15 protein-coding genes are annotated in these 20,496 nt (G+C 72.5%); 12 read left to right on the top strand and 3 right to left on the bottom strand.

The window, feature by feature from the left end; all coding sequences use genetic code 11:
- The first annotated feature begins 178 nt into the window (after window positions 1-178).
- From ACGFNH_RS15980 to ACGFNH_RS15935, 10 genes are all read left to right on the top strand, one after another.
- Window positions 179-1,054: a Rossmann-like domain-containing protein gene (locus ACGFNH_RS15980; RefSeq protein WP_393653989.1), complete on the top strand. Its 876-nt coding sequence runs from the start codon at window positions 179-181 to the stop codon at window positions 1,052-1,054.
- Entirely contained in the window at window positions 1,051-2,208 is a 1,158-nt protein-coding gene (locus ACGFNH_RS15975; protein WP_393653988.1) for a PLP-dependent cysteine synthase family protein, read from the top strand. The genes ACGFNH_RS15980 and ACGFNH_RS15975 overlap by 4 nt, the downstream gene beginning before the upstream one ends.
- Complete coding sequence (locus tag ACGFNH_RS15970) at window positions 2,205-3,308, top strand: dipeptide epimerase (RefSeq protein WP_393653986.1); 1,104 nt, start codon at window positions 2,205-2,207, stop codon at window positions 3,306-3,308. Before ACGFNH_RS15975 ends, ACGFNH_RS15970 begins: the two co-directional genes overlap by 4 nt.
- Window positions 3,305-4,660 (top strand): MFS transporter, encoded by a 1,356-nt coding sequence (locus ACGFNH_RS15965; protein ID WP_393653984.1) that lies wholly within the window; start codon window positions 3,305-3,307, stop codon window positions 4,658-4,660. Before ACGFNH_RS15970 ends, ACGFNH_RS15965 begins: the two co-directional genes overlap by 4 nt.
- On the top strand, window positions 4,657-5,448 hold the full coding sequence (locus tag ACGFNH_RS15960; RefSeq protein WP_393653982.1) for a class I SAM-dependent DNA methyltransferase: 792 nt from the start codon (window positions 4,657-4,659) through the stop codon (window positions 5,446-5,448). Before ACGFNH_RS15965 ends, ACGFNH_RS15960 begins: the two co-directional genes overlap by 4 nt.
- Window positions 5,449-5,507: 59 nt before the next feature.
- Window positions 5,508-7,094, top strand: a complete 1,587-nt coding sequence (locus ACGFNH_RS15955; RefSeq protein ID WP_393653980.1) for an ABC transporter substrate-binding protein — start codon at window positions 5,508-5,510, stop codon at window positions 7,092-7,094.
- Complete coding sequence (locus tag ACGFNH_RS15950; RefSeq protein WP_393653978.1) at window positions 7,091-8,038, top strand: ABC transporter permease; 948 nt, start codon at window positions 7,091-7,093, stop codon at window positions 8,036-8,038. Before ACGFNH_RS15955 ends, ACGFNH_RS15950 begins: the two co-directional genes overlap by 4 nt.
- Window positions 8,039-8,076: 38 nt before the next feature.
- Window positions 8,077-8,916, top strand: a complete 840-nt coding sequence (locus ACGFNH_RS15945; RefSeq protein WP_393654478.1) for an ABC transporter permease subunit — start codon at window positions 8,077-8,079, stop codon at window positions 8,914-8,916.
- Window positions 8,903-10,603 carry an ABC transporter ATP-binding protein gene (locus tag ACGFNH_RS15940; protein ID WP_393653976.1) on the top strand — a complete coding sequence of 567 codons (1,701 nt, stop codon included), beginning with the start codon at window positions 8,903-8,905 and terminating at the stop codon, window positions 10,601-10,603. The genes ACGFNH_RS15945 and ACGFNH_RS15940 overlap by 14 nt, the downstream gene beginning before the upstream one ends.
- A gap of 66 nt (window positions 10,604-10,669) precedes the next feature.
- Window positions 10,670-11,491, top strand: coding sequence for a DUF817 domain-containing protein (locus tag ACGFNH_RS15935; protein WP_393653974.1), 822 nt, complete (start codon window positions 10,670-10,672; stop codon window positions 11,489-11,491).
- A 102-nt stretch (window positions 11,492-11,593) separates the two neighbouring features.
- Here ACGFNH_RS15935 and ACGFNH_RS15930 read toward each other — a convergent pair whose 3' ends face one another.
- Window positions 11,594-14,107, bottom strand: a complete 2,514-nt coding sequence (locus tag ACGFNH_RS15930) for a DEAD/DEAH box helicase (RefSeq protein WP_393653972.1) — start codon at window positions 14,105-14,107, stop codon at window positions 11,594-11,596.
- 166 nt (window positions 14,108-14,273) lie between these two features.
- Between ACGFNH_RS15930 and ACGFNH_RS15925 the strand changes: the two genes are divergently transcribed.
- Both ACGFNH_RS15925 and ACGFNH_RS15920 read left to right on the top strand, forming a co-directional pair.
- Window positions 14,274-15,065 carry a metal-dependent hydrolase gene (locus ACGFNH_RS15925; RefSeq protein ID WP_393653970.1) on the top strand — a complete coding sequence of 264 codons (792 nt, stop codon included), beginning with the start codon at window positions 14,274-14,276 and terminating at the stop codon, window positions 15,063-15,065.
- A gap of 249 nt (window positions 15,066-15,314) precedes the next feature.
- Window positions 15,315-16,658 (top strand): MFS transporter, encoded by a 1,344-nt coding sequence (locus tag ACGFNH_RS15920; protein WP_393653968.1) that lies wholly within the window; start codon window positions 15,315-15,317, stop codon window positions 16,656-16,658.
- 120 nt (window positions 16,659-16,778) lie between these two features.
- On the opposite strand, the gene ACGFNH_RS15915 is transcribed toward ACGFNH_RS15920, so the two are convergent.
- Together ACGFNH_RS15915 and ACGFNH_RS15910 are read right to left on the bottom strand one after the other, a co-directional pair.
- The gene (locus ACGFNH_RS15915; RefSeq protein WP_393653966.1) at window positions 16,779-18,560 is read right to left on the bottom strand and encodes an ABC transporter ATP-binding protein; all 1,782 of its coding nucleotides are present in this window, start codon (window positions 18,558-18,560) and stop codon (window positions 16,779-16,781) included.
- A complete protein-coding gene (locus ACGFNH_RS15910; RefSeq protein ID WP_393653964.1) occupies window positions 18,557-20,452 on the bottom strand; it encodes an ABC transporter transmembrane domain-containing protein in 1,896 nt (631 codons plus the stop codon). The genes ACGFNH_RS15915 and ACGFNH_RS15910 overlap by 4 nt, the downstream gene beginning before the upstream one ends.
- Between the last annotated feature and the right edge of the window lie 44 nt (window positions 20,453-20,496).

The following is a 20,496-nucleotide window of genomic DNA, read 5'->3' as shown; positions in this document are numbered from 1 at the left end:
AGCCCACGACCGTGTCTGCTGCTGCCGCTGCCGCTGCCGGGCCCGTGACAGTGACCGGCGCGGTTGAGTCCGCGACTGTGCCCGACGCGGCTGGGACCGCGACTGTGCCCGACGCCCCTGGGACCGCGACCGCGTTCAACGACTCCACGGCCGCCGCTGCGTCCATCGGGGGTGGCGCATGACCGGCGTGCGCAGTGCTCCCGCCCGTTCCGTCGCTTCCTCCACTTCCCTTGGCTCTCCCACCTCCCTCGCGGAGCTCCTCCAACGCGCTCTCGACGGGGAGTTCGGCCCCCGTCCCGAGACTCAGGGCATTGCGGTCGCCTTCACCATCGCCCAGGCCGTGCGCCACGACGGGCGCGGCAGTGGATACCGCAATGAGGTCCTGAGCCTGCGGCTGGGGGAGAGCGTCGGCTCCTGTGCGGTCGAACCCGGCTCGCTCACGTCGAACGCGCTCGACGACTGCGTCGGAGCCGATGTCGCGGCGCTGCTCCGGCATCCGGTTCCGGCCGTACGGGTCGCCGCACTCGACGCGTATCTGATGCACGTACGCCCGCACACCCCGGAGAACGGCGCCCGGCCGCTCCCGCTGCCGCCCGGGGACAGCCTGCAGAAGTCCCGCTGCCGCGCCCGGAGCGTCATCGGTCTCCTCCCGGCACCACCCGTAGCCGCCGCGCCTCGCCGGGTGCTCGTCGTCGGGGTCGTCAACTCCCTGCTGGAGCAGTTGCGTGAGCGGGGCATCGCTTATGTGCCGTGCGACCTCAAGGGCGGGACGACCGAATGGGGCGAGCGGATTCGCACCGAGGCGCGGGCCGAACTCGACGGCTGCGACGCGATCCTCGCTTCGGGGATGACCCTGGGCAACGGGACGTTCGAGCCGCTGCTGGAGCACGCGCGGGAGACGGGCAAGGCGTTCGTCCTCTTCGCGCAGACCGGCAGCGCGATCCTGCCGCACTTCCTCGGGTCCGGGGTCACGGCCGTCTCCGCCGAGCCGTATCCCTTCTTCTGGCTCGACGGCGGCCCGGGCGTCCTGTACCGATACGGAGGCCCCGCGTGATCACCGTCGCTGCCGAACCGGCAGCCGCGCCCGAGCTCTTGGCCCTCCTCGGGCGCACCCCCTTGGCCCGGATCTCGGCCCCGCTGCCGCACGCCCACCCCGGATTCTGGGCCAAGCTCGAATCCCTGGGCGCCGGGGGGATGAAGGCCCGTGCCGCCGTGGCCATGCTGCTCGGGGCCCGTGAGCGGGGCGAGTTGCGCCCGGGCGCGCCGGTCGTCGAATCCACCTCGGGAACCCTCGGCCTCGGACTGGCCTTCGCCGGGCAGGCGCTCGGGCACCCGGTCGTTCTCGTCGGCGACGCCGAACTGGAACCGTCGATGCGCCGTCTGCTGCGCGCTCACGGGGCGCGCCTGGAGGTCGTCGACCGCCCCGCTCCCCGAGGGGGGTGGCAGGCCGCCAGGATCGCCCGGCTCCGTGCCCTGCTCGCCGAACTCCCCGGTGCGTACTGGCCGGACCAGTACAACAACCCTGACAACACGGCCGGTTACGCCTCCATGGCCACCGAGATCGCGGAGGCGCTCGACCATCTCGATGTGCTGGTGTGCAGCGTGGGAACCGGCGGGCACAGCGCCGGGATCGCCGCACCCCTCCGCCGGCGCTGGCCGGGGCTGCATGTCATCGGCGTGGACTCGGTCGGCTCCTCCATCTTCGGCCAGCCCGCCCGCCCACGTCTCATGCGCGGCCTCGGCAGCAGCATCCACCCGCGCAATGTCCGGTACGAGGCGTTCGACGAGGTCCACTGGATCGGACCGGACGAGGCCGTCGACGCCTGCCGCAGGCTCGCCCGCGGCAGCTTCGTCAGCGGTGGATGGAGCACCGGCGCCGCCGCTCTCGTCGCCGCATGGGCCGCCCGAACCCGTCCCGGCGCCGTGGTTGCGACCGTCTTCCCCGACGGCCCGCACCGCTACCTCGGAACGGTCTACGACGACGACTACTGCCTGGCTCACGGCATCTGCACCGACGCCGGCTCCGGCACCACCACCCCTACCGATGGCGCCACCGCCGCCGGCTTGCGGCCCGCCGACCGCCCCGTGGAAATCCCGTACCCCAGTGCCGTGGAAGCGACCGGCTGGACCCGGTGCCGCACTGTCGCCGATCCCCTGACGCCCCCGCACTCCGCCACGGCAGGCGCGCCGAAGGAGGGCGGCCCATGAGACTCACCCTGCGCACCACCCGCCTCGAACTGCGCGAGCCCCTCCGCATCTCCCGTTCCGTGATGTCCGCCCGCGACGCCGTGTGGGTCCGCGTCGAACACCGCGGCCACCACGGATTCGGCGAGGTCGTCAGCTCCGCCCACCTCGGCCTGTCCGCGGACCGGGCCGTGCGCTGTCTGCGCGAACTCGCCCCGAAACTGGAGCAGTTCGACGAACCGGAGACCGCGCTGTCCGTGCTCGCCGCGGGGAGGCTGCTGCCGCCCGGCATCCCGGCCGGTGTCGCGGCCGCCGTCGACTCCGCCCTCCTCGACCTGGTCGGCACCTCGGCCGGAGCGCCCGTCCACGCCCTGCTCGGAGACATCGCGCCCCGGCCGTCTGCGGCCACCGCCCGCACCATCGGCATCACCGACGTGGAACACGCGGCCGCCCAGGCCCGCACCCTCACCGCCCAGGGCTTCGCCGTGCTCAAGATCAAGGCAGGCGCCCCCGACCCCGAGGAGGACCTGAACCGGGTGGCCGCCGTACGCGACACGGCACCAGGGGCCCGGCTGCTTCTCGACCCCAACGGGGCCTGGCCCCCCGCCCTCACCGGCGAACTCCTGCCGCGCCTGGCCGCACTGGGCGTCGAGGCCGTCGAACAACCCACGCCACCCGGTGACCCCGACTCCCTCGCGCGGCTGGCGGAGCGCTCACCGCTGCCGCTGATCGCCGATGAGGACGCGACCGGTTACGAGGACGCCCTCCGCCTGGCGGGGCGCGTCCACGGCGTCAACATCAAGCTCGCCAAATGCGGGGGCGTGCATCAGGCGCTGCGCATCTGCGAGGCGCTGGCGGGTTCGGGCACGGACGTCATGCTCGGCTGCCTGACGGCCAGTTCGCTGGGCATCGCCCCGGCCGTACACCTCGTCGGCCGGGCCCGCTGGGTCGATCTCGACGGCCATCTGCTGCTCGCCCGAGACCCCTGGCAGGGCATCGGCGGCGCCGACGGCACCGTCCGGGCGGGACCGCGACCGGGCCTCGGCGTCACGCCCACGGCAGCGGCCGCCCCTGTCACCCCGGCAGAGCCGAACACCCCACGAGCGGAAGGAACCTCGGCGTGAACACCCTCCGTACGATGCGCGGACACCCACCCGCCGTACAGCTCCTCCTGATCAACCAGCTCGGCGTCAACACCGGCTTCTATCTGCTCATCCCGTACCTCGCCACGCACCTCGACGAGGACCTCGGGATGTCCGCGGCTGTGGTCGGGATCGTGCTGGGGGTGCGCAACCTCAGCCAGCAGGGCCTGTTCATCGTGGGCGGCTCGGCGGCCGACCGGCTCGGGGCCCGTGGTGTCATCATCGCCGGCTGCGCCCTGCGCACCGTGGGCTTCGCCTTCTTCGCGCTGGGCGACGGTCTGGCGGTGCTTCTCGCCGCCTCCGTCCTCAGCGGCGTCGCGGGAGCGCTGTTCAACCCGGCTGTGCGCGCCTACATCGCCGTCGAGTCGGGGGAGCGGAAGGCCGAGGCGTTCGCGCTGTTCAACGTGTTCGCCACCACCGGTGCGTTGATCGGCCCCCTTCTGGGAAGCGCCCTGCTGCTGGTCGACTTCCGTGCTTCGGCGCTCACGGCCGCTGCCGTCTTCGCGGCCTTGACCGTCGCCCAGGCGGCCGTCCTCCCCGCCCGTGAGGTGCCGAAGGCGCAGCACCGGCTGGTCGACGACTGGCGGGAGGTCCTCGCCAACCGCCGCTTCCTGGCCTTCTCGCTCGCCATGGTCGGCATGTTCACCCTCGAGAACCAGCTCTATCTGCTCCTGCCGGCCGGCGCCCGCGAAGCCACCGGTCTGCCGGGCGCGGCCGGAGCGGTGTTCGTCGTGGGTACGGTCGCCAATCTCGCCCTCCAACTGCGCATCACCGCACGCCTGAAGGAGCGCGGCGACCGCGGCCGCTGGGTGTCGCTCGGACTCGCCGTGATGGGGCTCGCGTTCGTCCCGCCCCTGCTGGTCACCGTCGGCGACGGGGGCGGGAGCGGAACGGGGTGGGCGGAGGCGGCACTGCTGCTGACGCCGGTCCTCGCCGGTGCCTTTCTGCTCTACGCCGGGATCATGGTGGCGCAGCCCTTCGTCATGGAGCTCATCCCGGAGTTCGGCAGCAAGCGGCTCACCGGCACCTACTTCGGGGTCTTCTACGTCGTCTCCGGGATAGCCGCCGCCGTCGGGAACACCGCCGTGGGATGGGCCATGGACGCCGGCGACAGGGGAGACCGCGCATGGCTCCCCTGGCTGTGCTGCCTCACGTTCGGCCTGCTGTCCGCGGCCGCTGTCGGGCTGCTGCGCCGCCTGCGCGCCCTGCCCGAGCCCGGCGGCGTTCCCCGGGACCCGTCGGTGAGCGAACCGGGCGACGGCCCCCGGGAACCGTCCGCGAGCGAGCCCGGCCCGGACGCGACCGCGGCGTCCTCGCGCGAGGCCGTCTCATGAGCGCCTCGGGGAATCTGCTGACCGATCACCCCGAGCTCTACGAGGCCCAGTTCCCCGACCCGGACCGCATCGCGGGCCGCTGGGCCGAGCACGTGCTGCGCCGTCACGGCGCGGGAGACCGGGTCCTGGACGCCGGTTGCGGAACCGGCCGCGACATCGCGTATCTCCAGGCCCAGGGGCGCGACACCCTCGGCATCGACATGGCGGGCACCATGCTCACGTACGCCCGGGCCCACCACCCCGGGCCCGAGTACCACCGCGCCGACCTTCGCGGCTTTGAGCTCGATCGCACCGTCGACGCCGTGCTGTGCTTGGACAGCTCCCTGCTGTACTGCCACTCCAACGAGGAACTGGCCGGGTTTCTCGGGAGTTGCCGGCGCCATCTCGCGCCGGGCGGGCTGCTCGTGGCCGAACTGCGCAACGGCGCCTACTTCCTCGGCGCGGGCGAAGGTCTCGGCGTTCCGCATACCCGCACCCTCACCTGGCAGGGCGTCACCCACACCTCGACCACCACCCTGCACATCGACCGGGCCGCCCAACTCCTGCGCCGCCGCCGCGTATGGACCACCGGCGAGTCCGGACGGTCCCCCGTCGAGCAGCACTCCGCATGGCGGCTGCTTTTCCCGCAGGAGCTGCGTCATCTGCTCGCGCACGCGGGATTCGACGTGCTGGAACTGCACGACGGGCCGGGTCCGCGCACGGATCCGCCCTGGCGTCCGGGCGCACCCGAGCCCGCGGGATGCGCGGACGGCGACCGGTTGCATCTCGTCGCCCGGCTGGCCCGCTGAACCGCCTCCTGGGCCGCCAACATCCTCCCCTTCCGCCCCGATTCAAGGACCGGCCTTCCATGACCGATCACCGCTCAGCTCCCGACTTCCTGCCGCACCCCGCCCGCCGTGCCGTCCTCGCCGCAGGCACCGGAGCGGCCGCGACCCTGGCCCTCGCCTCCTGTACCTCCGGCACGGGCCCCGGCTCCGGCCCGGCCGGGGACGGCGGCCCGCCGCGACGCGGCGGCACACTGCGTGCCGCCTTCGCCGGTGGCGGGGCGGGCGAGACCCTCGACCCGCACATGGCGAACCTCTTCGTCGACGCCTCACGGGCCAAAGCACTGTTCGACAAACTCGCCGACCTCGGCGCCGACATGTCCGCGCAGCCGCGCCTCGCCGAGCGCTGGGAGCCGAACACCCGGCTCGACCGCTGGCGCGTCACGCTCCGCGAGGCCCGCTGGCACAACGGCGAACCGGTCACCGCCCGGGATGTGCTCCACAGCTACCGGCGCATCGCGGATCCCGACCGCGCTTTCCGCGCGAAGGCATCGCTCGAACCCGTCGACCTGGACGCGAGCCGTGCCCCGGACGACCGGACCGTGGAGTTCCGGCTCAAGCGCCCGTACGCCGAATTCCCCAACGTCATGGCCGCGTTCGGCGCCTACATCGTCCCTGACGGGGCGGACCGCTTCGACGAGCCGGTCGGGTCGGGACCGTTCCGCTTCGGCTCGTTCGAACCCGGGCGCTCCCTCCGCCTCCGCCGGTTCGACGACTACTGGGAGGGCGCGCCGTACCTCGACGCGCTCGAATTCGTCGTCGCCAACGAGGAGTCGGCCCGCATCAACGCCCTGCTCGGCGGCCAGGTCCAGTACGCCCACGAACTCAACCCCACCACTGCCCGCGCCCACGAGAAGGGCGGCCGGGTCACCATCGTGCGGTTGCGCAACAGCGCCATGCAGGCGTTCGCGATGAAGACCGACCGGCCGCCCTTCGACGACCGGCGGGTCCGCGAGGCGTTCCTCCTCATCGCCGACCGCGCCGAACTGGTCAGGGGCGCGCTGTCCGGCGCGGGCGAGATCGGCAACGACCTCTTCGGCAAGGGGTACCAGTACTACGCCAAGGGCCTGCCGCAGCGCGAGCAGGACCTGAAGCGGGCCCGCGGCCTGCTCCACGAAGCCGGGCACGACCGGCTCTCCGTCACCCTCGACACCTCCCCGGTCGCCGCCGGGTTCGTCGAAGCCGCCGAGATCTTCAAGGAGCAGGCGGCACGGGCCGGGGTCGACGTCCGGATCAGGGTCGGCAACAAGGACACGTACTGGAACGACATCCTCGACTCCGGCACCCTCTGCAGCTACCGCTCCGGCGCCATGCCCATCGAGTCCCACATCGCGCAGCGGCTCCTCACCGGCTCCACCACCAACGCGACCCACTGGCGGCACAAGAACTTCGATGCCCTCTACCAGCAGGCCCAGTCCACCCGGGACAGCTCCGACCGCGCGGCGCTGTACGAGCGGATGCAGCGCCGTCTGCACACCGAAGGCGGCTTCCTGGTCTGGGGATTCGCCGACTGGATCGTCGGCACGGATCAGCGCGTACGCGGTGTGCAGAAGGACGCACCCGCCAACACGCTCGACTGGGCACGGTTCGACAGGGTGTGGCTCGCGTGAGCGCCGGGCGCGCCTGGCTGGTGCGGCGTCTGCTGCTGGGCGTCCTGCAGACGGCCGGTGTCGTGCTGCTGATCTTCCTGCTCACCGAGGCGCTTCCCGGGGACGCGGCCGTTGCGCTCGCGGGGGACCACCCCGACCCCGAGCGCATCGAGCGCATCCGCGCCGGTATGCAGCTCGACCGCCCCGCCGCCGAACGCCTCGTCGACTGGGCCGGCGGACTGCTCCACGGCGACCTCGGCACCTCCCTGGTGACGGGTCGTTCCGTGACCGCCTATCTGGCTGCCGGAATCGGGCCCACCCTTGCGCTCGCCCTGACCACCCTCGCCCTGCTCGTACCCCTGGGGGTGGGGCTCGGGATGCTCGCCGCGCGCCGGGAGGGCGGGCGCACGGACCGGGCCATCAGCGCCACGACCCTCGGGGTCTACGCGGTCCCGGAGTTCGCCTCGGGTGTGCTCCTGGTCGTCGTCTTCGCCCTGCAGCTCGGATGGCTGCCGCCGACTGCCGTCGGCACCACGGGAGTTCCCCCGCCCGAGCTGCTGATCCTGCCCGTCCTCGTCCTGCTGGCCCGTCCGGTGTGTTCCGTCGGCCGCCTGGTGCGGGCCGGGATGATCGACGCCCTGGCCTCGCCGTACGTCGCGCAGGCCAGGCGCTACGGGATACCGGGCACCCGTATCGCTCTCGGCCACGCCCTCCCCAACGCCGTGGCTCCCGCGGTGCAGCAGCTCGCCCGTACCGGTGACTGGCTGCTGTCCGGGGTGATCGTGGTCGAGACGCTGTTCGTCGTTCCCGGTCTCGGCACGGTCCTGATGGACGCCGTCGCCGCGCGGGACATCCCCGTACTGCAGGGCCTGGCGGTGGTGTTCGGCGTCGTCACGGTGCTCCTGAACCTGGGCGCGGACGCGGTGGCACACCGGTTCGCGCCGCGGGCGGAGGTGATGGCGTGACCGCCCGCGCCCCCGCCCCCGTAACCGGCGCACCGGCCATCACCGGTGCCCCTGGGGGACGTCGGGGCAGGGCCGGATTCGGAGTCGCCCTGCTCGTCGTACCCCTGCTGCTCGCCCTCGTGGGGCCGTGGCTCGCCGGTGAACCCGGGCCGCGGGGCGCCTCGTTCACCCTGGGCGACGGCCACTGGCTCGGCACCGACATCACGGGCCGGGATGTGTGGCGCCAGGTTCTGCTCGGCGGACGGTCCGTGGTGCTCGTCGCGCTCGCCGCCACCGGCCTCGGGTATCTGGCCGCCGCGCCCCTCGGGCTCGCCGCCGCGCTGACCCGCAGGCCGTGGCTGGAGGAACTGCTGATGCGCCCCCTGGACGTGCTGCTCGCCGTCCCGTCGCTGCTTCTGCTGCTGCTCGTCGCCGCGCTGTTCAGCCCCGGCCCCGCCGGTCTGGCCCTCATCGTCGCGCTGGTCAACCTGCCGGACACGGCACGGATGATGCGCGCCGCCGCCGCCTCGGCCGCGGCCCGCCCCGCCGTGGAGGCCCTGCGCATGCAGGGGGAGAGCCGGTGGCGCGTCGCGGCCGGCTATGTGGGCCGGGCGACCGTACGGACCATGGCGGCCGATGCGGGTGTACGGCTCACCGGCGCGCTCTATCTGGTCGCGACCGCAGCTTTCCTCGGCGTCGGCGTGGCACCGGACGCCGCCGACTGGGCCGTGATGGTCGACCGCAACCGCACAGGACTCTTCGTCCAGCCGTGGGCCGTCGTCGTCCCCGCGCTGCTGATCGTGGCGCTGTCGACGGGCGCCAACCTGCTGTTCGACGCCGTTCTGGCGAAGAACCCGAGAGAGAGGTCGTCCCGTGGCGTCGTACGTGGCACAGGTTGACGGCCTCCGGGTCGAGATCGGCGGGCGGGCCGTCGTCGACGGGGTCGGTCTCCAGCTGCGCCCCGGGCGCTGCACCGCTCTCGTCGGAGCGTCCGGAAGCGGCAAGACGACCACCGGACTCGCCCTTCTCGGCGAATTCCCGGCAGGGGCCCGGGTGTCGGGGACGGTGGAGGTGCCCGGTGGCGGACGGATCGGATACATCCCGCAGAATCCCGCCGCCGCCCTCAACCCCGCCCGGCGGGTCGGCGCCCTGCTCGCCGACATCGCCCGGCTCGACGGCGGCACACGGCGCGGGCGGGCCGAGCGCGTGCGCGAGGCTCTGCGTCTTGCCCAACTCCCGGACCCCGCAGTGGTGCTCCGCCGCTATCCGCACGAGCTGTCAGGTGGCCAGCAGCAACGCGTCGTACTCGCCCAGGCGTTCCTCCTCGGAGCGCGCGTGGTGGTGGCCGACGAACCGACCACCGGCCAGGACGACCTCACCAAGCGGCGCGTGGTCGCCGAACTCCACGACCTCGTACGGCGCGGCATCGCGGTACTGCTGCTCAGCCACGATCTGAGCGTCGTACGCACCTTGGCCGACGACGTTGTGGTGTTGCGGGAGGGCCGGGTCGTGGAATCGGGTCCCGCGGCCGGGATCTTCGCGGCCCCGGCGCACCCATGGACCCGCGAGCTGGTCTCCGAAGCCCGGCCCGGCGACCGGCCGGATGATCCTTCGGGCGACCGGTCCGAGGCTCATTCCGGCGACGGGCCGGAGGCCGTGCTCGACGACCGGCCGGAGGCCCAACTCGACGACCGGTTCGAGATCCTGCCCGCCGGCCACCGGACGGACCCGGACCGCGGCGATCCGGACAGGGGGCCAGGCCCCGCGCTCGAGGTCACCGGTCTGAGCGCCTGGCACGGGCGGCGGCGACCGTCCTCGACCGTCCTCGACGCGGTCTCGCTCACCGTCGGCGCGGGGGAGTGCCTGGCCGTCGTCGGCCGGTCGGGCTCCGGCAAGACCACGCTCGCCCGCTGCCTCGCCGGCCTGCACCGGCAGTGGTCAGGCAGCCTGGCTCTGGACGGGAGCGCACTGCCGCACAGCCTGCGCGACCGTACGCGTGGGCAACTCGCCTCCGTGCAGTACGTGTTCCAGGACGCGCGGGCCTCCTTCGACGAGTACCGCCCGGTGCTGGAGCAGATCGCGCGGACGGCCGTACGCCTGCGGGGCCTCGGCCGGGAGGCGGCGCGGTCCGAGGCCCTCTCCGCGCTCACCCGCGTGGGCATCGCGCCGGAGACGGCCGAGCGACGGCCGGCCGGCCTTTCGGGAGGCGAACTGCAGCGGGCCGCCCTCGCCCGCGCGCTGCTCGCCCGTCCGCGCGTGCTCGTCTGCGACGAGATCACCTCCGGCCTGGACACCGTCGCCCGGCGCGGGATCCGCGATCTGCTCCAGCAGCTCCAGCGGAGCGAGCGGACGAGCCTGATGCTGATCACGCACGATCTGGCGGCGGCCGCGGACCTCGCCGACAGCATCGCCGTCGTCGACGCGGGCCGCGTCGTCGAGCACGGCCCGGCCGAGTCCCTGCTCGCCCGGCCCGGTCATCCGCGCACCGCCGAGCTGTTCCGCACCCCGCGGCCGCCGACCGGGCACACGGATGCGGCCGGCCGTCCTTCGAGCGTCGGCACGGGCGGCACGGGCGGCCCGGGGTGAGCGAGCCGGCATCATCCGGGAGGCCGGGGCGGCAACCGCCGGCCGTGCCCCTGCGTCCTAGAGACCATGCCGGTGGTGTTCACGACCTTCAGGCAGCTGTGGCTGTTCGCGGAGATACAGGTCAGGTGCTGCGCCTTCGCGGCCGCCATCCTCGCGGGCGTGGCGCTGTCCGGGCTGCTGCCGCACCTGCCGGTGGCGCGGTACGACCTCCTGCTGCTCTACGGCCTGCTGCTCACGGCGGTGTTCCGGGCCTGCGGCTGGGAGACCGGGCGGGAGCTCGCAGTCATCGCCGTCTGCCACGCCATCGGGCTGGCCTTCGAGCTGCTGAAGGTCTACCTGGGCTCATGGAGCTACCCCGAGCCCGCGGTTCTGAAGATCGGCGGCGTTCCGCTGTACGGGGGCTTCCTGTACGCGGCGGTCGGCAGCTACGTGTGCCGTGCCTGGCGGCTGTTCGACCTGAACCTGGTCCGCTACCGCGCGCGGACCGTCCAGGCCATCGCGGCGGCGATCTATGTGAACTTCTTCAGTCACCACTGGCTGCCCGACATGCGCTGGCTCCTGGCCGGCGTGCTGCTGGCCGCGACCTGGGGCACCTGGGTGGAGTTCACCACCGGCGGACGCCGTCACCGTATGCCGCTCGCCCTGTCGTTCGTGCTCATCGGCTTCTTCCTGTGGCTGGCGGAGAACATCGCCACCTGGCTGGGCGCCTGGCGCTACCCGTACCAGGCGGACGGTTGGCAGCCCGTCTCCATCGACAAGTTCGCCGCCTGGTCCCTGCTGATCACGGTCACCGTCGTCCTGGTCGCCCGCGCCCGGCGGAACCAGGACGCGGGCGGTCGCGACGCTGCTCTCGGGCGTGCGGGCGGCGACGAACGGACGACGGCCTGACCTGGCGGCCCCGGCGGCACGCCCCGCCGACGGGGTGACGCGGCCCGGGGCCCTGCACTCCCGGCTCCAGCCCTCCCGGGTGCGGCGCCGGGCCGGACCGGTCTACAGCCTGCCCACGTCCGTGACGCGGACGACCGCGCGTCCCTCCTCGTCGGAGGCGGCGAGGTCGACCTCCGCGCCGATGCCCCAGTCGTGGTCGCCATTGGGGTCGGCGAACGTCTGCCGCACCCGCCACAGCCCGTGCTCGGCGTCCTCCTCGATCCGCAGCAGCTTCGGCCCGCGGGCGTCGGGGCCGGTGCCCAGGTCGTCGTACTCCTCCCAGTAGCCGTCCATCGCATCGGCCCAGGCGTCCTCGCCCCAGCCGGACTCGGCGTCCATCTCGCCCAGTTCGCCGACCTTGTCCAGAGCGGCCAGCTCCACGCGGCGGAACAGCGCGTTGCGCACCAGGACCCGAAAGGCGCGGGCGTTGGCGGTGACGGGCTTGACCTCGTCCGCCCGGTCCTGTGCCTCCTCCGCGGTCTCCTCCTCCGGGTTGGCGAGCTGCTCCCACTCGTCGAGCAGGCTGGAGTCGACCTGGCGGACCATCTCCCCCAGCCAGGCGATCAGATCCTGGAGATCGTCGGACTTCAGATCGTCCGGGATGGTGTGATCCAGGGCCTTGTACGCGTTCGCGAGATAGCGCAGCACGATGCCCTCGGTGCGCGCCAGCTCGTAGAAGGTGACGAACTCCGAGAAGCTCATGGCCCGTTCGTACATGTCACGGATGACGGACTTGGGGGAGAGCGGGTGGTCGCCGACCCAGGGGTGGCTCTTGCGGTAGACGCCGTACGCGTGGAAGAGCAGCTCCTCCAGCGGCTTGGGGTAGGTGACGTCCTGGAGCCGCTCCATCCGCTCCTCGTACTCGACGCCGTCGGCCTTCATCGCGGCGACCGCCTCGCCGCGTGCCTTGTTCTGCTGCGCGGCCAGGATCTGCCGCGGGTCGTCGAGCGTGGACTCCACGACGGACACCATGTCCAGGGCGTAGGAGGGGGATTCGGGGTCCAGCAGCTCGAAGGTGGCCAGCGCGAACGTCGACAGCGGCTGGTTGAGCGCGAAGTCCTGCTGGAGGTCGACCGTCAGCCGGACGATCCGCCCCTCGGCGTCCGGCTCGTCCAGCCGTTCGACGATCCCGCCGTCCAGCAGCGAGCGGTAGATCGCGATGGCGCGGCGGATGTGCCTCAGCTGCGCGCGCCGGTCCTCGTGGTTGTCCTCCAGCAGGCGCCGCATCGCGTCGAAGGCGTTGCCAGGCCGGGCGATCACGGACAGCAGCATCGCGTGGGTGACGCGGAAGCGGGAGGTCAGCGGCTCGGGGTCGGAGCCGATGAGCTTCTCGAAGGTGTTCTGGCCCCAGTTGACGAAGCCCTCGGGCGCCTTCTTGCGCACCACCTTGCGCCGCTTCTTCGGGTCGTCGCCCGCCTTGTTGAGCGCCTTCTCGTTCTCGATGACGTGCTCGGGCGCCTGGGCGACGACGAAGCCCGCCGTGTCGAAGCCCGCTCGGCCGGCGCGGCCGGCGATCTGGTGGAACTCCCGGGCCCGCAGCGTGCGCACCCGGTTGCCGTCGTACTTCGACAGCGCCGTGAACAGCACCGTACGGATCGGCACGTTGACTCCCACGCCGAGGGTGTCCGTGCCGCAGATGACCTTCAACAGACCGGCCTGGGCGAGCCGTTCGACCAGGCGCCGGTACTTCGGCAGCATCCCGGCGTGATGCACACCGATCCCGTGCCGGACGTACCGCGAGAGGTTCTTCCCGAACCGTGTGGTGAAGCGGAAGTTGCCGATCAGCTTGGCGATCTCGTCCTTCTCCTGGCGCGTGCACATGTTGATGCTCATCAGCGCCTGCGCCCGCTCCACCGCGGCCGCCTGTGTGAAGTGCACGATGTAGACCGGCGCCTGGTGGGTCTCCAGCAGCTCGGTCAGCGTCTCGGTGAGCGGTGTGGCGCGGTACTCGTACGAGAGCGGGACAGGGCGGGTGGCGGAGCGTACGACCGCGGTCGGGCGGCCGGTGCGGCGCGTGAGGTCCTCTTCGAACCGCTTCATGTCGCCGAGCGTCGCGGACATCAGGACGAACTGCGCCTGCGGAAGCTCCAGCAGCGGGACCTGCCAGGCCCAGCCGCGGTCCGGCTCGGCGTAGAAGTGGAACTCGTCCATGACGACCTGGCCGATGTCGGCGTCCCTGCCGTCGCGCAGCGCGATCGACGCCAGCACCTCGGCCGTGCAGCAGATGATGGGCGCGTCGGCGTTCACGGACGCGTCGCCGGTCAGCATGCCGACGTTCTCGGTGCCGAAGAGCTTGCACAGGTCGAAGAACTTCTCCGACACCAGCGCCTTGATCGGCGCGGTGTAGAAAGTGACCTGGTCGTTCGCCAGCGCGGCGAAGTGCGCCCCGGCCGCGACGAGGCTCTTGCCGGACCCCGTCGGGGTGGACAGGACGACGTTCGTCCCGGAGACCACTTCGATCAGCGCCTCCTCCTGGGCGGGGTAGAGGGAGATGCCCCGCTCCTCGGCCCACGTCGAGAACGCTTCGAAGAGGGCATCGGGGTCGGCGTCTTTCGGCAGATGATCGATGAGGGTCACGCCTCCATACTGCCTGCCTCCCGGCCCCATGGAAGAACCCGGGCGGGGGAAGGAAGATCACGGGCGATACGCTGTGCCGCCGACTGGCCGTCAACACACCGCTGCCGTACGGGAAACGCCCGTGCACGGCACCGCGGCGCACAACAGCAACAGGGGTGGGAAGACCATGATGGGACCGGCGCACTCGTTGTCCGGGGCGGCGGCCTGGCTGGGGGTGGGTGCCGCTGCCGCGGCGGCGGGTCACCCGATGCCCTGGCCCGTCCTCGTCGTCGGTGCCCTGGTCTGCGCGGGCGCGGCGCTGGCCCCCGACCTCGATCACAAGTCGGCGACCATATCCCGGGCCTTCGGCCCCTTCTCGCGCGGCTTGTGCGGCGTGATCGACAAGCTCTCGTACTCCGTCTACAAGGCCACCAGGACGCAGAGCGACCCGCGGCGCTCGGGCGGTCACCGTACGCTCACCCACACCTGGTTGTGGGCCGTGCTGATCGGCGCCGGGACGGCTGTGCTGGGCATGGCGGGCGGCCGCTGGGCCGTGCTCGGCATTCTCTTCGTGCATATGGTGCTGGCGGTCGAGGGCCTGTTGTGGCGGGCCGCCCGGGTCTCCAGCGACGTCCTGGTGTGGCTGCTCGGTGCGACCAGCGCCTGGATCCTCGCCGACATTCTCAACAAACCGGGCAATGGGGCGGACTGGCTGTTCACCGCCCCGGGCCAGGAGTACCTGTGGCTGGGCCTGCCGGTGGTGCTCGGCGCGCTCGTCCATGACATCGGGGACGCGCTGACCGTCTCCGGCTGCCCGATCCTGTGGCCCATCGTCGTCGGCCGCAAGCGCTGGTATCCGGTCGGCCCTCCCAAGGCGATGCGCTTCCGTGCGGGGAGCTGGGTGGAGCTGAAGGTGCTGATGCCGGTCTTCATGCTGCTCGGCGGCGCCGGATGCCTGGCGGCGCTCGGCGTGATCTGAGAAGCGCCCGGCGTCGTACGGCAAGCCGTCGGAAGTCCGAGACGCAGGCGCCCGCAAGGCCGTGGAGGCCCGGAACGACATGGTCGTTCCGGGCCTCCGGTGCGCGCGGACACTGACGGCGCGATGCGATCCGGTCCGATCCGTTGACGCCATACCATCCGGTCGGTACGTTCGCTCGCGCTTCACCCCGCTCCCCACGTCGGCGCCGAGAGCTCACCCGTCCCCACGTCCCCTGCGAAGGACGGCACCATGGACACACCCCCGACGACCGCCAAAGCCACCCCGTCCGGAACCGCCACCTCGCGCCGCCGGCGCACCGCGGCCGCGGCATCCCTCGCCGCCGCCGTGGAGTGGTACGACTACTTCATCTTCGGCATCGCCGCCGCGCTGGTCCTCGGTGACCAGTTCTTCCCGTCCGCCAGTCCGGTCGCCGGTGTGCTCGCGTCCTTCGCGACGTTCGCCGTCGGCTTCCTCGCCCGCCCCATCGGCGGAACCATCGCGGGCCACCTCGGCGATCAGCGCGGCCGCAAGCCCATGCTCGTCGTGGCCCTGACGGTCATGGGCCTGGCCACCACCGCCATCGGCCTGCTGCCCTCGTACGAGACGATCGGCATCCTCGCCCCCGTCCTGCTGGTCGTCCTGCGCATCCTGCAGGGCATCGCCGTCGGCGCGCAGTGGGGCGGTGCCATGCTGATGGCCACCGAGTACGCGCCGCCGGGCAAGCGCGGTCTCTACGGCAGCCTCGTCCAACTCGGCGTCCCCATCGGTGTGGTGACCGCCAACTCCGCGTTCCTCCTCGCCGAAGCGGCCACCGGTGACACGGCGTTCGTCTCCTGGGGCTGGCGGCTGCCCTTCGTCGTCGGCCTGCTCGTGCTCGTCCTCGCCTGGTACATCCACACCCGCGTCGAGGAGACCCCGGAGTTCCGGGAGGCCGAACAACGGCTCGCCACCGAGGCGAAGGAGCAGCAGGGCGCGCGCTCGCCGCTGCGCGAGATCCTGACCCGGCACCGCGGCACGGTGCTTCTCGCCGGGGGCTCGTTCGCCGTCAACACCGCGACCTTCTACATCCTCATCACCGGCGTCCTCGACTACACCACCCGCGAACTCGGCATGGAGCGTGGCTCCGTGCTCGCCGTGTCCCTGCTGGTGAGCTGCTTCCAGCTGCTGATGATCCCGGCCGCGGCGGCGCTCTCCGACAAGGTCGGGCGCCTTATCGTCTACACGATCGGCGCGGGCGGACTGCTGGTCTGGGCGATCCCGCTCTTCCTGCTCATCGACACGGGCACGATCGCCGGGCTCGCCGTGGGCACGTTCGTCGGCAGCCTCTTCCTGAGCATCATGTACGGGCCGCAGGCCGCCCTGTTCGCCGAGCTGTTCTCCGCGGAGATGCGCTACACCGGTGCGTCGCTCGGCTACCAGATCGCCGCCGTCCTCGGCGGGGGCCTCGCGCCGTTCGTCATGGTGCTCCTGCTGCAGAGCACCGGCACATCGATGGCGGTCTCGGGCTACATCATCCTGCTCGCCGTGATCGCCCTCGGCTCCATCTCCGTCCTCAGGCGCCGTGCCCCGGCCGTCCGGAGCGAGGAGACCTGAGGCGCGGAGGCGTACGGGCCCGGTCCGCTGTGGGGGTTGCCCGGGACCGTACGCCGACGCGGACGGTGCACGCGTACACCGAGGTGTGCGCGTGCACCGCGATGCGGTCACGCAGGTGCATCAGCCGTGCCAGGAGCGCCACAGCGCCGCGTACGCCCCGTCCTCCGCCACCAGGGCGTCATGGCTGCCGAGTTCGCTGATCCGGCCGTCCTCCACCACGGCGATGACGTCCGCGTCGTGCGCGGTGTGCAGCCGGTGCGCGATGGCCACGACCGTACGTCCGTCCAGCACCCGGGCCAGCGAGCGTTCCAAGTGGCGGGCAGCGCGCGGGTCGAGGAGCGATGTCGCCTCGTCCAGCACCAGCGTGTGCGGATCGGCGAGGACCAGCCGGGCCAGCGCGATCTGCTGTGCCTGCGCGGGCGTCAGCGCCAGGCCGCCCGAGCCGACCTCGGTGTCGAGGCCGTCCTCCAGCGCCCTCGCCCAGCTCTCCGCGTCCACCGCGGTGAGCGCGGCCCACAACTCCTCCTCCCGCGCGCCCGTACGCGCCAACAGCAGATTGTCCCGCAGGGAGCCCACGAAGACGTGGTGCTCCTGATTGACCAGGGCCACATGCTCGCGGACCCGCTCCGCCGGCATGCGCGCCAACTCCGCACCGCCGAGGGTTACTTCACCGGCCCGTGCGGCGTAGATGCCCGCCAGCAGCCGGCCCAGGGTGGACTTGCCCGCGCCGGACGGCCCCACGAGCGCCAGCCGCGTGCCGGGCCGGACGTCGAGCGAGACCCCGTGGAGCACGTCGGTGCCCGCGCGGTAGCCGAACCGCACGTCCTCCGCCCGCACATGCCGCCCCTCCGGCGACAGCCGGCCGTCGGCGTCCCGGGCCTCGATCTCCCGCACGCCCACGAGCCGGGCGATCGACACCTGCGCGATCTGCAACTCGTCGTACCAGCGCAGGATCATCCCGACCGGTTCCACCAGCATCTGCGCCAGCAGTGCCCCGGTCGTGAGCTGACCGACCGTCATCCAGCCCTGGAGGACGAACGAGCCGCCGATCATCAGCACGGAGCCCAGGATCAGCACGTAGAAGACGTTGATCACCGGGAACAGCACCGAGCGGAGCCACAGGGTGTAGCGCTCCCACGCCGTCCACTCGCGGATCCGACGCTCCGACAGGGCGATCCGGCGACGCCCCAGCCGGTGCGTCTCGATGGTGCGGCCCGCGTCCACGGTCTCGGTGAGCACCGCCGCCACCGCCGCATACCCTGCCGCCTCCGAGCGGTAGGCGCTCGGGGCGCGGCGGAAGTACCAGCGGCAGCCGACGAGCAGGACGGGCGACGCGACCACGAGGGCCAGCGCGAGGGGCGGCGCGGTGACACCGAGCGCGCCGATCAGGAGCCCCGCCCACACCACACCGATGGCGAGCTGCGGCACGGCTTCGCGCATCGCGTTCGCCAGCCGGTCGATGTCGGTGGTGATACGCGACAGCAGATCGCCGGTCCCGGCCCGCTCCAGCACGCCCGGCGGCAGTCCGACGGACCGTACGAGGAAGTCCTCGCGCAGATCCGCGAGCATCTCCTCGCCGAGCATCGCTCCGCGCAGCCGCACCAGCCGTACGAACACGGTCTGCACGACAAGAGCCACCGCGAACAGCCCGATCGTCCGCTCCAGTCGGAGATCGCGGGCGCCGTCCGCCACCTTCTCGACCAGTCCGCCGAGGAGGTAGGGGCCGACCATGGATGCGATCACCGCGACCGCGTTCACGGCCACCAGCAGTACGAACGCGCGCCGGTGCCGCCGCAACAGCTCCCCGACATAGCGGCGTACGGTCGCGGGCGAGCCGACCGGGAGGGTCGCCGCACTCTCCGATGCGCCCGGGTCGTACGCCGGGGGCGCCACGCCGATCATGCCGTCTCCTCGATCTCTGTCCTGTCGCCGATGGCCGCCGGCTCGGTCGGTGCGGCCGGGCCGCCCACTCGGTCATGCTGTTCCCGGTCCGTCTCGCGGGTGACGACGGCCCGGTATGCGGGGTCGCGCTCCAGCAGCTCGCGGTGCACCCCGACCGCGGCGACCTCCCCGCCGGGGACGAACGCCACCCGGTCGGCCCGGTCGAGCAGCAGCGGACTGGAGGCGAACACCACGGTCGTCCGGCCCGCGCGCAGGCGCCGGAGTCCGTCCGCGATCCGCGCCTCGGTGTGCGAGTCGACGGCGCTCGTCGGCTCGTCCAGCACCAGCACCTCCGGGTCCGCGACCAGTGACCGTGCCAGCGCGAGCCGCTGGCGCTGTCCGCCCGAGAGCGAACGCCCGCGCTCGGTGATGTGCGCGTCCATCGGGGAGCCGCCGTCCCCGGGTCCGGTCGCCGGCCCGCCTGCAGCCCCGGCGGAGGACTGGGCGAGTGCCTCCAGCACGTCCCCGCACTGGGCGGCCTCCAGGGCCGCTTCGTACCGAACCGCGCCCGAGGACGGGATGGCGAACAGCTCGCCCAGCGTCCCCGAGAGCAGCACCGGGTCCTTGTCCTGGACCAGCACCGCCGTCCTGGCCGCATCCAGTGGCATCTCGTCGAGCGCCGCGCCGCCCAGCAGCGTCGAGGGCGCGCTCTCCTCGCCCGGCTCCAGCGGGGGATGCCCGCCGAGCCGGTCGGCCAGCCGCCCCGCCACGTCCGGATCGCCGCACACCACGACCGTCAGCCGGCCTGAGGGGGCGAGCAGGCCGCTGCGCGGGTCGTACAGATCGCCGGTCGGCGGAACCTCGGTGCCGCCTCCGTCCGGTACGGCCCCTGCGCCTGGTTCGGCCGGTCCGGTGGTGGTGCGCCGGAGACTCAGGACGCGCGCCGCCCGCTTCGCCGACGGGCGCGAGAAGGAGTACGCCATCGCGATCTCCTCGAAGTGCCGCATCGGAAAGAGCAGAAAGGTGACCGCCCCGTACACGGTGACCAGTTCGCCCACCGTGATCCGTCCGTCCAGCGCCAGACGGGCGCCGTACCAGACCACCGCGATCAGCAGCAGCCCCGGCATCACCACCTGGACCGCGCTGATCAGCGACCACATCCGGGCGCTGCGCACCGCCGCCTTCCGCACCTCCTGCGACGCCTGGCGGTAGCGGGTCAGGAACAGCTCCTCGCCGCCGATGCCGCGCAGCACGCGCAGCCCCGCGACCGTGTCCGAGGCGAGCTCGGTCGCCCGGCCCGCCTTCTCCCGCTGCTCGTCCGCGCGCCGGGTGGCGCGCGGCAGCAGCGGCATCACGGCCAGCGCGAGGACCGGTACGCCGATGGCCACGACCCCGCCGAGCGCCGGCTCGTACACCATCAGGGCCACGCAGACGGCCACGGAGGTGACGGCCGCCGCGGCGAAGCGGGAGAGTGCCTCGACGAACCAGCCGATCTTCTCCACGTCGCCCGTCGACACCGCGGTGATCTCGCCCGCCGCCACACGCCGGGTCAGCGTGGCCCCCATCTCGGCCGTCTTGCGCGCGAGAAGCTGCTGCACACGGGCGGCCGCGGTGATCCAGTTGGTGACGGCGGCGCGATGGAGCATGGTGTCGCCGAGGGCGATCAACGCGCCCAGGACGGCGATCAGTCCGCCGGACAGTGCCAGCCGGGGGCCCGAGCCGTCGACGACGGCCTGCACGGCGATGCCCACCACGGCGGGGAGCAGGGCGACACCGGACATGTGCAGGGTGCCCCACAGCAGTGCCTTGAGCTGACCCCGCCACTGGCGGCGGCCCAGCCACATCAGGAAACGCGGGCCGGACCGGGCGTCGGGTACGCCGGGATCGGGATACGGAAGATCGCGAATCTGCATGACGTCCCAGGGGCCGTTCTCGTCGTTCCTGCGGGGCGGGTGGT

This window comes from Streptomyces sp. NPDC048639 (assembly GCF_043199075.1).
In the GTDB taxonomy this organism is placed as follows: domain Bacteria; phylum Actinomycetota; class Actinomycetes; order Streptomycetales; family Streptomycetaceae; genus Streptomyces.
Note: the sequence above shows the minus strand (reverse complement) of the source record. Positions and strands in the feature narration are given on the sequence as shown.

What these genes read in the sequence shown, in the direction of transcription:
- ACGFNH_RS15980 (WP_393653989.1), top strand. Translation starts at nt 179, where the DNA reads ATGACCGGCGTGCGCAGTGCTCCCGCCCGTTCCGTCGCTTCCTCCACT.
- ACGFNH_RS15970 (WP_393653986.1), top strand. Translation starts at nt 2,205, where the DNA reads ATGAGACTCACCCTGCGCACCACCCGCCTCGAACTGCGCGAGCCCCTC.
- ACGFNH_RS15960 (WP_393653982.1), top strand. Translation starts at nt 4,657, where the DNA reads ATGAGCGCCTCGGGGAATCTGCTGACCGATCACCCCGAGCTCTACGAG.
- ACGFNH_RS15955 (WP_393653980.1), top strand. Translation starts at nt 5,508, where the DNA reads ATGACCGATCACCGCTCAGCTCCCGACTTCCTGCCGCACCCCGCCCGC.
- ACGFNH_RS15935 (WP_393653974.1), top strand. Translation starts at nt 10,670, where the DNA reads ATGCCGGTGGTGTTCACGACCTTCAGGCAGCTGTGGCTGTTCGCGGAG.
- ACGFNH_RS15925 (WP_393653970.1), top strand. Translation starts at nt 14,274, where the DNA reads ATGATGGGACCGGCGCACTCGTTGTCCGGGGCGGCGGCCTGGCTGGGG.
- ACGFNH_RS15920 (WP_393653968.1), top strand. Translation starts at nt 15,315, where the DNA reads ATGGACACACCCCCGACGACCGCCAAAGCCACCCCGTCCGGAACCGCC.
- ACGFNH_RS15915 (WP_393653966.1), bottom strand. Translation starts at nt 18,560, where the DNA reads ATGATCGGCGTGGCGCCCCCGGCGTACGACCCGGGCGCATCGGAGAGT.
- ACGFNH_RS15910 (WP_393653964.1), bottom strand. Translation starts at nt 20,452, where the DNA reads ATGCAGATTCGCGATCTTCCGTATCCCGATCCCGGCGTACCCGACGCC.